Origin of the sequence: Brevibacterium yomogidense, assembly GCF_900163715.1 — a bacterium.
Lineage (GTDB): Bacteria > Actinomycetota > Actinomycetes > Actinomycetales > Brevibacteriaceae > Brevibacterium > Brevibacterium yomogidense_A.
The window spans coordinates 74075-89078 of record NZ_FWFF01000022.1 but is presented as its reverse complement, the minus strand read 5'-3'; the positions used below and the strand labels follow the sequence as shown (position 1 = coordinate 89078).

Here is a 15004-nt window from a genome sequence, read left to right as displayed (position 1 = left end):
CATACGATTTTAGCGAGTGTCTCGTTGGCTCGGTGTTGTGTATTAGAGACAGACGCAGGACGGGTCCGATGGGGTTCGCTTCCAGCCGCCGTGCGAGGACGCTCCTGTCCCACGACGGGACCTTAGGCTTGCCTCAGCACACTTCATTAGCGTACGTTTGTGTGACGGATAGAGATGTAGGTGAGCCTTCCCTCCGGGTGGCCGCTCCCCCGCAGGAGCCCGCACCTCTCGCACCGCTCGAGGAGGACCGATGAGCACGCTCGCGATGGACCCGACGATGACGGGGACCGACCGCCCGCTGGCTCCGGTCGCGCCTCGCCCCGTGTTCCGCAGCGACCACGCCCCGCAGCGCGAGAACACCCGGAACGCCACGTTCCGCTTCGACACCAGCCCCCGCGTGCTCACCGTCGTCACGTCCCTGCGCCTGTCCGGCGCACTCATGCGCGTCCGCTTCCGCGCCGATGACGACTTCGCTGAGTTCCCGAGCATCAGTCCGGACGACCATCTCAAGCTCTTCTTCGACGTGGACGAGCACGGCGAACCGGTTCTGCCGACCGTCGCGGACGGCCGCTTCTCGCTCCGGGGGCTCACCCACCGCGACTTCACCATCCGGTGGTTCGACTCCGTGAGCCGGACTGTCGACATCGACTTCGTCCTCCACACGCACGGCGTCGCCGGCCACTGGGCCGCTGCCGCGCAGCCCGGCGATCGACTGGCCTCGATGGGTCCCCGCGGCACGTACCTCGTGAAGGACACCTTCGACTGGTACGTGCTCGCCGCAGACGACACCGCACTGCCCGCCCTGGCGCGCTGGGCGGAGTCGCTGCCGGAGGGCACCACCGCCACCGCCTACGTCGAGGTCGACTCCGCCGCAGCGCAGATCGACCTGCCCACACGGGCGGACCTCACGGTCCACTGGCTGCACCGCGGCGACGCGGACCCGGGCACCACCACCCTGCTGGCCGACGCGGTGATGGAGCACGACTTCACGAATCCCAACGGCTACGTCTGGGCCGCCGGTGAGGCGATGTCCATCAAGTCGCTGCGCTGCTTCCTCACCTTCCGCACCCTCCTCACGCGCGACAACTGGACGGTCGACGGGTACTGGCGACGCGGCGTGGCCGCGTTCGACCGCACTCTGCGGGGACGCGCCTGCCCGCAGTGCGAGGCACCCACCTCCTGACGCTCCCCCTGCTCGAAGCGGGGGATCCCCGCGCCGCGACCGGCGGCTTTCCCCACTGCCCCGCACGGCTGCCGTTCGTAGGCTCGAAGGCATGTCCCTCCTGTCCGGCCTCCTCCCCGCGGGTCACGCTCTCGCCGTCCTCCTCGCCCTGACGGGCGCCGTGCTACTCGCATTGGGCACGCACGCCCAACACGCAGCGGTGACCCGATCCGAGCTGGCAAGATCCAAGGTGGCCAAACCCGAGGCGGCCAGACCCGAGGAGGGCCGGTCGGGTGCTGCCGGATCCGGGCACCCGGCAGGCATGCGCCGCCTCCTCCGCACACCGCTGTGGCTGCTGGGCGGCGCACTGATCGTGCTGGAGACCGTCTCCAACGTGATCGCCCTGGGGCTGGCGCCCATCGCACTCATCCAGCCGCTCGGCACCGCGTCGCTCGCCCTCGCGGTGCTCCTGGGTGCCCGTGCGTCGCACAGTCCCCTCACGCGCGAGGCCGTGTTCGCCGTCCTGCTGACAGCCGGTTCCGTCGCCGCATTCGTGAGCATCTCCGCTCAGCACGTGGAGCACTCCCCCGCCTCCCCGGACGCGGCGGGGGTGCTCGCGGCGCTGCTGATCGCAGGGTCGTTCGCCGGCGTGCTCCTCGCCCGCAGCAGAGCAGGCCATCTGGCCCGCGTCGCAGCGGCGGGCATCCTGTTCGGCTGCGTGGCATCGGGCGCGCACGTCGCGGCCGCACGATTCCTCGCAGGGGAAGGTCTCCCCCTCCCCGTCTGGATCGTCATCGCGGCACTGGCCCCGGCCTCGGCGGTGGGCGTCTGGCTTGTCCAGACCGCGTACGCGAGCGGCTCCGCCGCGACCGTCCTCGCAGGCCTCACCGTCATCGACCCGATCGCCGCGGTCACCGTGGGGACCCTCGTCCTCGGCGAGTACGGGACCCTGCCGGCGTCGTCCCTCGCGCTCCTGGCGGTGAGCGCGGCCGGCGCCCTGTGGGGAGTCCGGCTGCTGGTCGGTCACCGCCACGGCACGCTCCAGGCGCCCAGATCCCCGGCTGTGTCCGCATCTGCCGATACCATGGGGGACGCTCACCGAGAAGGAGTCCCACTACACCCATGACGACCGGCACGGCAGGACATATCTCAGACGTCGACGTCTCCCAGGAGATGGAGACGTCGTTCCTCGAGTACGCGTATTCAGTCATCTATGCGCGTGCCCTGCCGGATGCCCGCGACGGGCTCAAACCGGTGCAGCGACGCATCGTGTACCAGATGGGTGAGATGGGCCTGCGCCCCGACCGCGGCCATGTGAAGTCCTCCCGCATCATCGGCGACGTGATGGGCAAGCTCCACCCGCACGGCGATTCCGCGATCTACGACGCGCTGGTGCGCCTGGCGCAGAGCTTCAACCTCCGCCTGCCGCTGGTCGACGGCCACGGGAACTTCGGCAGCCTGGACGACGGCCCCGCCGCACCGCGGTACACGGAGGCACGGCTGGCGCCCGCCGCCATGGGGATGATCGCCGGGCTCGGCGAAGACGTCGTGGACTTCGTCCCCAACTACGACAACACGCTCACCCAGCCGTCCGTCCTGCCGTCGGCGTTCCCCAACCTACTCATCAACGGCGCCTCCGGCATCGCGGTGGGGATGGCGACCAATATGGCACCCCACAACCCCGGTGAGGTCATCGCCGCCGCACAGCACCTGATCCGCCATCCCGATGCCACGCTGGATGAGCTCATGCGCTTCATCCCCGGCCCGGATCTTCCGTCGGGCGGACGCATCATCGGTCTGGACGGAGTCCGGGAAGCGTATGAGACCGGACGCGGCACGTTCCGCACCCGGGCCACCGTCTCCTTCGAGAATCTCACGCCGCGCCGGCGCGGGATCATCGTGACAGAGCTGCCGTACCAGGTGGGTCCGGAGAAGATCATCGAGCGGGTCAAGGACCAGGTGCAGGCCAAGCGCCTGTCCGGCGTCGCCTCGATCGACGACTTCTCCGACCGGAAGCACGGGATGCGACTGGTCATCGGGGTCAAGACCGGGTTCGACCCCAAGGCGGTCCTCGAGGAGCTCTACCGGCTCACGCCCATGGAGGACAGCTTCGGCATCAACAACGTATGCCTGGTCGACGGTCAGCCGCGCACGCTGGGACTGCTCGAACTGCTGCAGGTCTACGTCGACCACCGGATCGACGTCATCCGCAGGCGCACGCAGTTCCGCCTGGGGAAGGCGAAGGACCGCCTCCACCTGGTCGAGGGCATGCTCATCGCCATCGTCGACATCGACGAAGTCATCCAGCTCATCCGCTCCTCCGAAGATGCAGGAACCGCGCGGACGCGCCTCATGGAGGTCTTCGACCTCTCAGAGATCCAGGCGACGTACATCCTGGACCTCCAGCTGCGCCGCCTCACGAAGTTCTCACGTCTCGAGCTCGAGGCGGAGCGGGACGAACTGCAGAAGCTCATCGAATACCTGGAGCACCTGCTGGCCGATGAGGCTGCACTCCGCGAACTCGTCGCGACGGAGCTGGGTGAGACCGCGGACCAGATCGCGGATCCTCGTCGCACCGTGCTGGTCGAAGGCTCCCTCAAGGAACTGTCTGCGAAGGGACGCAAGTCGCAGCAGCCGCTCACGATGTCGGACGATCCCTGCTGGGTGCTGCTGTCCAGCTCCGGCAGGGCTGCGCGGACGACGGACCGCTCGCCGCTGTCCGGCGAGGGGCGCCGAGCGTCCCACGACGCGATCGTCTCGCAGCTGCCCACGACGGCGCTGGGCCAGCTGGCGGCTCTCACCGACACGGGACGGCTCGTCGCACTCGAGGTCGTCCACCTCCCCCACCTGCCCCCGCAGGCCACCCGGCCCGCGCTGGCGGGCGGCACACCGGTGAAGGACCTCGTGGAGCTCGAGAAGGGCGAGAAGGTCATCGCACTCGTCGATCCGGCCCAGGACCTGGTCCTGGGCACTCGGAACGGCATCGTGAAACGGGCCGCCGGCCAGGGCGCTCCGTCAGGACGCGGTGAATGGGAGGCGATCAGCCTCAAGGGCAAGGACCTCGTCGTCGGTGCCGCGCAGGCTCCGGCGGGAACCGACCTGGAGTCGTACGACGCCGCCTTCCTCACGTCCAACGCGCAGCTGCTCCACTTCCCCGTGTCGGTGCTGCGGGCGCAGGGCTGGGCGGCAGGCGGGGTCGCGGGCGTCCGCCTCACCGATGAGGCTCGCGTCATCGCGTTCTCGCTGGTGGATCCGCAGGCGGAGAACCGCGTCGTCACCATCGCGCGGGGAGAGAACTTCTACGGGGACCCCGTGTCCTCGATCAAGGTCTCCGACTTCACGGAGTTCCCCGGCAAGGGACGCGCCACGGGCGGAGTCCGTGCGCACCGCTTCCTCACCGGCGAATCCGAACTCGCGCTGGGCTTCGTCGGGCCGTCACCGCAGGCGGCGTCCTCCGGCGGCGGGGCGCGCTCCCTCCCGGACTCCCTGGCACGGCGCGACGCCTCCGGTGTGCCGCTCGACTCGAAGATCGACGCGATCGGCACACTGCCCTATGCCTCCGCAGGCGACGACGCGGCAGCGACGGCGGGCGGAGACGCAGGACCCGCCGCAGACGCAGGCGCTGGAGATCCTAACGGCCAGGGCACGGAGGCAGGATTCTCTGTCGCCGGCATGGCATCCGGCACCCTGCCCGGCATGGAGTCGGCGGGTGACGGAGTCACGACCGCCGACGCCGAACGCGAAGCGCGGCGGGAAGAGATCGCTCGCGCCGCGGCGAAGGATGTCGACGACGCTGTCATCGTCTCCCATGACGATGACGAGGGCGATGACGACGGCGAGGCGAGCGCCCTGTTCTGACGTCTGGTGGCCGGAGGAGGCCGCCGAGCGTCAGGCGCAGCGTCCTCACGCTGACCAGCCGTCCTGTCAGACGATGTCCTCCGCATTGATCGTCGACTCGGACAGCCGGTGCATCTCCACGACTCCGACCTCGCCCAGCCCCTGCAGGTTGAGGTCGCGCCGGCCGGTGAACTCGAAGGCGTCGTCCCGCTCGATGATGCGCGCGGTGTCCGCGTCCGTCACCACGGTGTTCGGGTCGGCCACTGCGGTGAGGCGTGCGGCGAGGTTCACGGTCGTGCCGAAGATGTCGCCCATGCGGGACAGGACCCGCCCCCAGGAGAAGCCCACGCGGCACCGGGGCAGCGATTCGTCCGCCTTGACCTGCTCGAGCAGCGTCATCGCGATCTCCGCACCCGCCAGCGGCGTCTCCGCGGCGAAGAACACTTCGTCGCCGACCGTCTTGATGACCTTCCCGCCGCCCGCGGCCACGATGTTGTACGCGAGGAATTGGAACTTCTTCACCAGTCTGCTGAGCTCGCGGGAGTCCAGCTGCTGCGACAGCCGCGTGTAGGAGACGAGGTCGATGAAGCCGATCCCCCGGGCCAACGGCATGGTGGGGTCCTGGCCGCGCGACGCGCCGCCGATCTCCAGACCCTCCTCGACGTTCACGTTGAGGCGTCCCAGTGCGCCGGCGAGGTTGCGCCGCCAGGCGTAGACCATGAGGTCCTGCAGCGGATCGATGAGGTCCTCGAACACATCGAGTGCCGTCAGCCGCGCCTTGCTGTCGCTCAGGCCCTTCTCCTCGATGAGGAACTCGACCACCGCCTCCATCTGCCAGACGACCAGTCTGTCGGTCATCTGGCCGATGGCCCGGGACAGCTGGAGAGCCGTCTCCTCGTCGACGAGCTCACCCGAGACGAGATCGGCGAGCCGACGCAGCGGCGCCGCGTCGCTCACCGTGAAGGCCGCTTCCCCCTCAGGGATGCGGGGCTGGCCCAGCGACCGCCACAGCTTGCGGGCGGACAGCGTCGACACCTCTGCCAGCTGTGCGACCTCCTTGCGGGTGAGGACGCGCTTCCCGCCGATCAGCACCTCCTCGAGGTGCTGCGCCGCACTGCGGAGCTCGTAGATCGTGTCCTCCGTGGCCTCGGCCTCGCGCTGCGACGCCGATTCCAGGTCGATGGTCGACAGGGCACCGGTGCGCGGATCGTCCGCCAGGCGGCGGGAGAAGGACCCGTGGTCGTCGGAGCGGTCCTCTCCGGAGTCCGGGTCGAGTTCGTCGGGATCCGCGGGGGCCTCCGCCTCAGGGTCGTACTCCGAGACGGGCTCCATCGCTGGGTCACTGCCGTCCGTCGGCTCATCGACGAGGGGCAGCGACGCGACCCGCGGCGCGTCCTGCCCGGCATCCTGCGAGGCCGCGTCGGCTGCGCCCTCCCCCGACGGATCGGACGATCCCGACGTGTCGGACGATGCTGCGGAGTCGGGTGGCCCCGAAGAGTGGGACGACGCTGAGGACTCAGCCCCGCCGGCTGCCTCTGCGGGCTCGACTGCAGGAGCGACCGTGGGCATCGCCCGCGTAGGGGTGTCCTCCGCGTCGGCAGAGCGCTCCGCACCGCCCGGCATCCAGGCTGCGGGGTCTGCCGCGTCGGCCCAGCGGACTGAGCCCGTCCAGGTGGCGGGCGCGTCCGTCATCGCCGGTCGTGTCCATCTCCGGGTGGGGCGGTGCTGATCTGCGCGGTCGTCGTCCGCGCTCATGCAGGCCTCACGTGGACGACATCGCCGGCGGCCACACGGACGGTCGCGTCCTCAGCGGCACCGTCCGGACGGACCAGGAGGTTCGCGTGCGCGTCCAGGTCGACGGCGGTCCCGACCAGCTGGTCGCCGCCCGGAAGGTGGACGCGGACGGCCGATCCCAGTGTGACCATGGCGGCACGGGCCTCGGCCGCGGTCGCACCCTCCGCGAAGGCGGATCCTTCGTCCAGCACAGCGGTGGCGGTCCGACGGAGGTGCGCCACCAGAGAACCCAGCAGCGCATCACGATCCGTCCGGCCCCCTTCGAGCAGGACGGAGGTCGCGGCACCGTCCGGCACGCCGCCGGCGCGCAGATCATCCGCCGTCAGGCCGACGTTCACGCCCGCTCCGATGACGACGCTCGTGCGACCGCCGTGCACGACCATGCGCGCGAGGATCCCGCAGATCTTCCGGCCGTCGACCAGCACGTCGTTCGGCCACTTCAGCTGGGCTGCGACGCCCGCTTCGGCCAGCGCCGCCCGGACGGCGACACCGGTGACGACGGGCAGCCAGCCCAGTGCGTCGGCGGGAGTGTCGGACGGGACGCGGACCGGCACGGAGAACGTGAGCGCACGGCCGGGCGGGACGGTCCAGACGCGGTCCAGGCGGCCTCGGCCGGCGGTCTGGTGATCGGTGCCCACGACTGCGAAATCGGGCAGGTCCGCGCCTGCTTCCAACAGCTCCACGAGGCGGTCGTTCGTCGATGCCGTCGCGGTCGTCCACTCATGGATGACAGGGTTTCGCAGGTTCGGCTCCTCATACAGGTTCGACGGCGCACCACGGTCACCCTCTGAGGGATCGTGAGGGTCCGCGGACGTAGCGCGTATCGGCCCGTCGCTGTGCACCACATCACCCTATGACCTTTGGCGGCTCCTTACAACGAGCGCGCGCGGGCACTGCGGTGATCGTCAGCGGGCGTGCAGTCGCCGTAGGGTGTGGCCCATGAGCCAGACCACGGAACCGCAGTCCGCCAACAGCAGCGTCCCCCGCACGACGGCCGACCGCATCGCCGCGTTCGAGGAGCGGCGCACCGCCGCCCACACCGGCAGCGAGCGCGCAGTCGGGAACCAGCGGAAGAAGGGCAAGCAGACCGCACGCGAACGCATCGACCAGCTGCTGGACGAAGGCTCGTTCCAGGAGGTCGACGAATTCGTCCGCCACCACAACACCCACTTCGGGATGATGAAGAACCGTCCTGACGGCGACGGCGTGGTCTGCGGACTCGGCACCATCGAAGGGCGCACCGTCGCGGTCTTCGCGCACGACTTCACGGTGCTGGGCGGGTCACTCGCAGAGGCGAACGGCCGCAAGATCGTCAAGGTCCAGAAGCTCGCGCTCAAGCTGGGCTGCCCGATCATCGGCATCAACGACTCCGGCGGCGCGCGCATCCAGGAGGGCGTCGGCTCGATCGCGCTCTTCGCGGAGATCTTCCGCCTCAACGTCGCGTCGTCCGGCGTGATCCCGCAGATCTCGCTGATCATGGGGCCGTCAGCAGGCGGCGCGGTGTACTCCCCCGCACTCACGGACGTGACGATCATGGTCGACGGGACGTCGCACATGTACATCACGGGCCCGGACGTCATCAAGACGGTGACCGGCGAGAACGTGGGGCACGAGGAGCTGGGCGGCGGTCGGACGAACAACACCGTCACCGGCAACGCGCACTACCTCGCCGCGGACGAACCGGATGCGATCGACTACGTGCGAGACCTGCTCTCCTACCTGCCGCAGAACAGCCTCGACCCCGTCCCCCGCTACGACGAGCCCGCAGACCTCGATGAGTCCGACGAGGACCGTGCGCTCGACGTGCTCGTGCCGGATTCGCCGTCGCAGCCGTACGACATCCTGAGCGTGGTCGAGACGGTGCTCGATCCGGAGACGCTCCTGCAGGTGTCGGAGCTGTTCGCCCCGAACGTCGTCACGGCGTTCGGCCGGGTGGAGGGCCGCAGCGTCGGCATCATCGCGAACCAGCCGATGCAGCTGGCGGGCACTCTCGACATCGACGCGTCGGAGAAGGCGGCGCGCTTCGTGCGCCTGTGCGACGCGTTCAACATCCCGATCCTCACGTTCGTCGACGTGCCCGGGTTCCTGCCGGGCACCGACCAGGAGTACGGCGGGATCATCCGCCGCGGTGCGAAGCTCATCTACGCCTACGGGGAGGCGACCGTCCCGCTGGTCACGCTCATCACCCGGAAGGCGTACGGCGGCGCGTACTGCGTCATGGGTTCGAAGCAGCTGGGTGCGGATATCAACCTCGCGTGGCCGTCGGCGCAGATCGCCGTGATGGGCGCGCAGGGTGCGGCGAACATCGTCTACCGGCGCGATCTGGCCGCGGTCGATGAGGCCGGCGGCGACGTCGACGCCCGCCGTGCGGAGCTCATCCAGGAGTACGAGGACGAGCTGCTCAATCCGTACCTCGCCGCCGAGGAGGGATACATCGACGCCGTGATCCGCCCGTCGGAGACCCGCGCGCGCATCGTCCGCTCACTGCGCGCCCTGGAGAACAAGCACGTCGAGCAGCCTGCCCGCAAGCACGGGAACATCCCCCTGTGAGCCCGGCGGACGCACACGGCCGTGAGCTGCTGACCGAGGAGTCGGAGCGCGCCCTGGCGCGTCAGGCCGCCGTCGCCGCTCTCACCGCGGTGGGACGGATGCGGGCCGACGCCGAGGCGGAGGCCGACTCCGGCGGTGGCGCTGGTTCGAGGGCTGGTTCGGGGGCGGCGGCTGGTCCCGGGGCGGACCTCGGCGCCGGTGCCGGTTCAGGTCCAGCAGCCGGGTCAGGTCCAGCAGCCGGCTCGGGCTTCGCGAGCACGCCGGGCGTCACCGGTGCCGGCGGCTCCGGCGGCGTCAGCGGAATGGGCCCGTCGAGCGGCCGCGCCGACGGCGGCCGGACCGGTCGCCGAGTGGGCTTCGCCTCCCCGGAGCGCGCGGTGCGGCGGCGGATGCGCGGAGGCTGGGCCGCTCGCGGCTGAGAGACCACTGATCCGAGGGATCACTCCGGCGATGAGCTGTGGCCGATCCCGGCGAGTGCGCAACACCTGCACACCTCGCAGACGGAATGTGTGCGGGTGTTGCGCACTCGATCCGCGCCGATCGGTTCGACGGCCCGACCGGCGGTCACCTCGCCCGGCGGTCGCCTCGCCACTCGATCGATCAGACCTGCAGCCAGTCCGCTCAGCCGCGCCCCCAGCCCGCGCGGAAGCCGTGGACCAGCGCATAGACGGCAGCGGACACCAGCACGAACCCGGCGCTCAGCCAATACATCGCCGTGTACCCGGCCGCACTCGCGAAGAGGCCCAGCAGGACCGGCCCGACGCCGGTTCCCAGATCGAGGATGAGGAAGAACGTCGACGTCGCGACGCCCACCTGTGCGGGAGTGGTCCGGCTGATGAGGATCGCCTGCAGCGACGGCAGCAGGCAGCCGAAGCCCAGCCCGGTGAACAGTCCGGCGAGCGCGAAGGCCCACACGGTGTCCGCCATCGCAACCGTGGCCATCCCGGCTGCGAACACCGCGAACACGGGAACCACCACGACGTTGTCCCCGTACTGGTCCTGGATGCGGCCCGCGAACAGCCGTGCGACGAGGGAGCCGGCCGCATAGAGCAGGAAGAACATACTCGCGGCCTGCGGCACTCCCACCGTGGCCGTGTGTCCAGCGAGGTATGCCAGCACGGACGAGTACGCGAGTCCGCCGAATCCCATGACGGCGGCGTACGGCAGCGCCTTCGCGTCGACGAAGCTGCTGGGTCGGAATGACTTCAGCAGGACCCTGTCCTCAGCGGTGATCGTGCGCTCGGGGACTCTGTAGGCGAGTGCCGCGAGCATCGCGAGGAGTCCGCAGGCGGAGGCGACCCAGAAGAGTGAGGAGAAGCCGAACTGGGCGGCGAGCGTCACGCCGAGGAAGGGACCCACAGCAGTGGCGAGGGTCGTCGCAGTGCCGAAGTAGCCGTTGCCCTCCGCTCTGCGCGCGGATGGGATCACCGACTGGATCGAGGCCACGAGCGCCGTGTTCCCCAGACCGAAGGCGAACCCGTGCACCAGGCGGACGGCGATCAGCAGTCCCAGACCGTCAGCGGGGATGTATGCGAGGCCGGCGATGACGAACACGGCCATGGTCACGACGAGCATCCGCCGTCGTCCCACGAGGTCGAGGAACTTGCCCGCGAGGACCCTCCCGACCACGGCACCGATGATGAAGCCTGAGGAGGCGAGCCCGGCGCCTGCGTCCGAGGCGGAGAACCGGTCGACGGCGTAGACCGCCATCGTCGTCATGAGGAGGTAGAAGACCGTCGACATGAAGAGATTCACGACGATGCCGATGACGAATGTCCGGGTCCACAGTCTCTGCTCAGTCACTCGGGACAGTCTATGGCCGTGCCGACGCAGGCAGCGAGCGGGGCGGTGGGGGCGGCCGCCGCCTCAGCGCCTCCGGGGCGCACCGGCGCGGCCCGCGCGCGGGAACCGACCGTGGACCAGCGCGTACCATCCCGCGGCGACGGCGACGAACATCGCGCACAGGACGTAGAGCGCGGAGTAGCCCCAGGCTCCCGCGGCCGCACCCAGGACGATCGCGCCCAGCCCCATTCCCAGGTCCATGCTCAGCAGGTAGGTCGACGTGACGAGGCCGACGCGGCTGAGTCCCGCGGTCCGCACGGCGATCGCCATCGCACAGGTGATGAGTGATCCGTAGCCGAACCCTGCGAGCAGACCGGCGAACACCATGCCGGGCACGCTGGGCCAGAAGGCGAGGAGCAGGCAGGCGGCGGCGAACGTCACGAACAGCGGGTAGAGGACGACATTGTCGCCGTACACGTCCTGGATCCGTCCGATCGTGAGGCGCGCGCTGAGCGATGCGACGGCGAAGCAGGCGAAGAACACCGGTGACGACGAGGCACCGGCGCCCGAGGCCTCGGCGTGGGTGGCGAGGAACGCGAGGATCCCCGAGTAGGCCGCGCTGCCCAGGAAGATGACGGCTCCCATGCGGAAGCCGTCCGGGTCGGCGAGGGTCCGCGGATGCGGGGACAGGGCGTCCCGCAGCTGCCCGGCGGTGAGCCTGCGCTCGGGCAACCGGAGGAAGGGGACACCCACGAGCGCGATGAGGGAGAACGCCAGCGAGATCCCGAAGAGGACCTCGTACCCCCATGCGTCCACGGTCGACACCGCGATGAGCGGGCCCAGAGCGGATCCCAGCGTCATCGACGTCGCGAAGTAGCCGCTGCCCTCCGACCGTCGGTCCGACGGGATGAGGTCCTGCGCGGCCGCGTTGAGCGTCGTGTGCCCGGCACCGAACAGCATGCCGTGCACCAGCCGCGACAGGATGAACAGGCCCAGGGTGTCGACGAAGAAGTAGGCGAGGGAGACGACGGCGGCGAGCACCAGTGCGATCGTGAGAAGCCGGCGGCGGCCGACCACGTCCATGAGCTTCCCCGCGAGCGGTCGTGTGAGAACGGATCCCAGGACGAATGCCGTCGAGGCGAATCCTGCTGCGGTGTCCCCCGCTGCGAACCGCAGGACGGCATAGCCGACCATCGAGGTGACGAGGAGGTAGAAGACGAAGGCGAGGAAGACGCTGATGACGAGCGCGACGGTGAAGTCCTTGTTCCACAGCCGCCGCTGCGACATGGTCCTCCTCGGATCAGATCATGACTGAACGCACGATAAGTGTGCTGGTGCGATGCTATCCCATCGGTCAGTGCACGAGGCAGGCGATCAGGGCACGAGGCAGGCGTAGAGGAGCATGTCCCGCCTGCTCCCGCCGATCCACTGGTGGCTGCGCAGCAGTCCCTCCCGGAGGTAGCCCGCAGACTCCGCGGTGCGCATGGAGCCGGAGTTCCACGGTTCGATGTACAGCTCGATGCGGTGCAGGCCCGACAGCTGCGCCGCGAAGTCGGTGAGTGTGCGCAGCGCATCCGCCCCCAGGCCCTGACCGCGGTGCTCGGGGGCGAGTGCGTAGCCCGCGGTCGCGCGTCCGTCCGGAAGCGCACGCAGCCACAGTCCGCAGTTGCCCACTGCCGCGTCCGCCTGCTCGTCGACGATCGTGAAGGAGTAGCCCGCACCGCGGTCCCTGCTGTCCCGCTGCCGTACGATCCATGCCCGCGCCTGCTCGTGCGTCGCATCGGGCGGGAGCGATCCGATCGTCGGGACGTACGGATCCGAGGAGAGGCTGCGTGCCATCGGGATGTCCCGGTCATCGGCCCTGCGCAGGGCCACTCGCTCCCCCACGAGGGGCTGCTCCGGCCACGGCGGCAGGTTCGAGGTCATACCCCATGGTCCCTTGGATCCGCTTCCCCGTCACGCGTTCGCACCGCTCGTGGGCCGGGCTCCGGAGAATCGCGCAGACGTCCGCGTAGGCAGACGTCCACGTAGTCTGGTTCCATGAGCGAATGGACGATGCAGTCACCCTCCCGTGTCCCGACCCCGATCGACGAAGTCGCGGAGCAGCATTTCCAGGGCATGCTCGATCTGTCCCCGTCTCTGCGGATCGAAGTGGGTGCGCCCGGTCGCGACGATGAGCTCGACGACTTCTCCCCCGGCGGTCTCGCTGCCCAGGATGCGCTGAACGCCCGCACGCTCGCCACACTCGAGGCCACAGAGGCCGAGTCCCGCGCGACGGGCCTCTTCGACGAGGTCGACGCGGTGACCGCGGATGCCCTGCGCGAGAGGCTGGGACTCGAGCGGGAGCTGCACGCGCTGGGCGCGGGACTGTCCGACCTGAACGTGATCACCTCGCCCTTCCAGACGGTCCGGGAGTTCTTCGATCTGGTGCCGACGGCCTCGGAGGCGGATTGGGAGGCCAATGCCGCCCGCCTGCGCGCGGTGGGCCAAGCGCTCGCCGGGCACCGCGAGTCACTGCTGGAGGCGCGGGCGAACGGCCGGGTCGCCGCCCGCACGCAGGTCGCCGCGGTCATCGGGCAGGCGCGCTCCGCCGCCGAGGCCGCGGGACATTTCGACCGCTTCGTCGCCACCGCGAGCGGGACGGTCTCCGCCGGGCTGCTGCGAGAGCTCGAGGATGCGGCGGACACCGCCCGGACCGCCAGCGGCCGGTTCGCGGACTTCCTGCAGGAGCAGCTGCTGTCCGATGCGCCCGAGGACGACGCCGTGGGCCGCGAGGAGTATGCGCTGCACTCCCGGATGTTCCTGGGCGCGGAGATCGACCTCGACGAGACGTACGAGTGGGGTCTCGAGCTGCTCGCCTCGATCGATGCGGAGCAGCGTCAGATCGCGGAATCGCTGTACCCCGGCTCCTCCGTGCGGCAGGCGATGGAGCGGCTCGACGCGGACCCGGAGCGACAGCTGCACGGACTCGACGCGCTGCGGGACTGGATGCAGTCCACCGCGGATGACGCCACAGCGGCGATGGCCGGCACCCACTTCGACATCAGCGGCCCCGTCCGGACGATCGAGTGCATGGTGCTGCCCGATGGCACCGGCGGCATCTACTACACGCCGCCCACTGCGGACTTCTCACGTCCCGGCCGCATGTGGTGGTCCGTGCCGAAGGGGGTGGAGACGTTCTCCACGTGGCAGGAGAAGACGACGGTCTACCACGAGGGCGTTCCCGGCCATCATCTCCAGTTCGGGGCGGCGGCCATGCAGGACGGCGTCCTCAACGCGTGGCGGAAGCAGGGCGTCTGGGTGTCCGGCCACGGAGAGGGCTGGGCCCTCTACGCGGAGCGCCTCATGGACGAGCTGGGCTTCCTCGCCGATCCGGGCGACCGCTTCGGGATGCTCGACTCCCAGCGCCTGCGCGCCGCCCGCGTCTGCCTGGACATCGGCGTGCACTGCCGCAAGCAGGCCCCTGACTCGCTGGGCGGCGGCGTGTGGGACAAGCAGAAGGCGTGGGAGTTCCTCACCGCCAACGTCGCGATGGAGCGCAGCTTCCTCGAGTTCGAGCTCACCCGCTACCTGGGCTGGCCCGGGCAGGCCCCCTCGTACTCGGTGGGACAGCGGATCTGGCAGGACCTGCGGGAAGCCGTGCGGATGCGCGAGGAGTCCGCGGGGAGGGAGTTCTCGCTGCGCGACTTCCACTCGCAGGCGCTCGCGCTGGGGTCCGTGGGGCTGTCGACGCTGCAGAAGGCCATGCTCGGAGGGTTCTGACGCGGCGTTCCGGCCTCTCACCAGCAGAGGACCCTGTTCAGGCCGCGCTCTGGGAGCTAGCCTGGAGGGACTACGTCATACCCCGCAGCCGCGGATCAACTGACGGACGGGAGAGGC

Annotated in this window: 11 protein-coding genes; 6 read left to right on the top strand and 5 right to left on the bottom strand. The window is 69.9% G+C overall.

The features are described from left to right. Positions 1-250: 250 nt before the first annotated feature. The 3 genes from FM105_RS14390 to FM105_RS14380 all read left to right on the top strand — a co-directional run bounded on the left by FM105_RS14390 (position 251) and on the right by FM105_RS14380 (position 5020). Entirely contained in the window at positions 251-1183 is a 933-nt protein-coding gene (locus FM105_RS14390; RefSeq protein ID WP_087009432.1) for a siderophore-interacting protein, read from the top strand. A gap of 91 nt (positions 1184-1274) precedes the next feature. Beyond that, positions 1275-2288, top strand: a complete 1014-nt coding sequence (locus FM105_RS14385; protein WP_087009430.1) for a hypothetical protein — start codon at positions 1275-1277, stop codon at positions 2286-2288. Continuing rightward, positions 2285-5020 carry a DNA gyrase/topoisomerase IV subunit A gene (locus tag FM105_RS14380; RefSeq protein ID WP_087009428.1) on the top strand — a complete coding sequence of 912 codons (2736 nt, stop codon included), beginning with the start codon at positions 2285-2287 and terminating at the stop codon, positions 5018-5020. Before FM105_RS14385 ends, FM105_RS14380 begins: the two co-directional genes overlap by 4 nt. A gap of 66 nt (positions 5021-5086) precedes the next feature. Here FM105_RS14380 and FM105_RS14375 read toward each other — a convergent pair whose 3' ends face one another. Both FM105_RS14375 and FM105_RS14370 read right to left on the bottom strand, forming a co-directional pair. After that, positions 5087-6754, bottom strand: a complete 1668-nt coding sequence (locus FM105_RS14375) for an adenylate/guanylate cyclase domain-containing protein (protein ID WP_256970433.1) — start codon at positions 6752-6754, stop codon at positions 5087-5089. Next, positions 6751-7635, bottom strand: a complete 885-nt coding sequence (locus tag FM105_RS14370) for a biotin--[acetyl-CoA-carboxylase] ligase (protein ID WP_256970432.1) — start codon at positions 7633-7635, stop codon at positions 6751-6753. The genes FM105_RS14375 and FM105_RS14370 overlap by 4 nt, the downstream gene beginning before the upstream one ends. Before the next feature lie 97 nt (positions 7636-7732). Between FM105_RS14370 and FM105_RS14365 the strand changes: the two genes are divergently transcribed. Both FM105_RS14365 and FM105_RS14745 read left to right on the top strand, forming a co-directional pair. Further along, complete coding sequence (locus FM105_RS14365) at positions 7733-9343, top strand: acyl-CoA carboxylase subunit beta (RefSeq protein ID WP_087009424.1); 1611 nt, start codon at positions 7733-7735, stop codon at positions 9341-9343. Further along, a complete protein-coding gene (locus FM105_RS14745; RefSeq protein WP_087009422.1) occupies positions 9340-9762 on the top strand; it encodes a hypothetical protein in 423 nt (140 codons plus the stop codon). The genes FM105_RS14365 and FM105_RS14745 overlap by 4 nt, the downstream gene beginning before the upstream one ends. Before the next feature lie 202 nt (positions 9763-9964). On the opposite strand, the gene FM105_RS14355 is transcribed toward FM105_RS14745, so the two are convergent. The 3 genes from FM105_RS14355 to FM105_RS14345 all read right to left on the bottom strand — a co-directional run bounded on the left by FM105_RS14355 (position 9965) and on the right by FM105_RS14345 (position 13051). Then, the gene (locus FM105_RS14355) at positions 9965-11146 is read right to left on the bottom strand and encodes an MFS transporter (protein ID WP_087009420.1); all 1182 of its coding nucleotides are present in this window, start codon (positions 11144-11146) and stop codon (positions 9965-9967) included. A 63-nt stretch (positions 11147-11209) separates the two neighbouring features. After that, on the bottom strand, positions 11210-12412 hold the full coding sequence (locus FM105_RS14350) for an MFS transporter (protein WP_087009418.1): 1203 nt from the start codon (positions 12410-12412) through the stop codon (positions 11210-11212). Positions 12413-12499: 87 nt separating this feature from the next. Next, the gene (locus FM105_RS14345) at positions 12500-13051 is read right to left on the bottom strand and encodes a GNAT family N-acetyltransferase (protein WP_087009416.1); all 552 of its coding nucleotides are present in this window, start codon (positions 13049-13051) and stop codon (positions 12500-12502) included. Between the two features lie 114 nt (positions 13052-13165). Here FM105_RS14345 and FM105_RS14340 point away from each other — a divergent pair, with 114 nt between their 5' ends. After that, complete coding sequence (locus tag FM105_RS14340; protein ID WP_087009414.1) at positions 13166-14887, top strand: DUF885 domain-containing protein; 1722 nt, start codon at positions 13166-13168, stop codon at positions 14885-14887. Positions 14888-15004 lie beyond the last annotated feature (117 nt).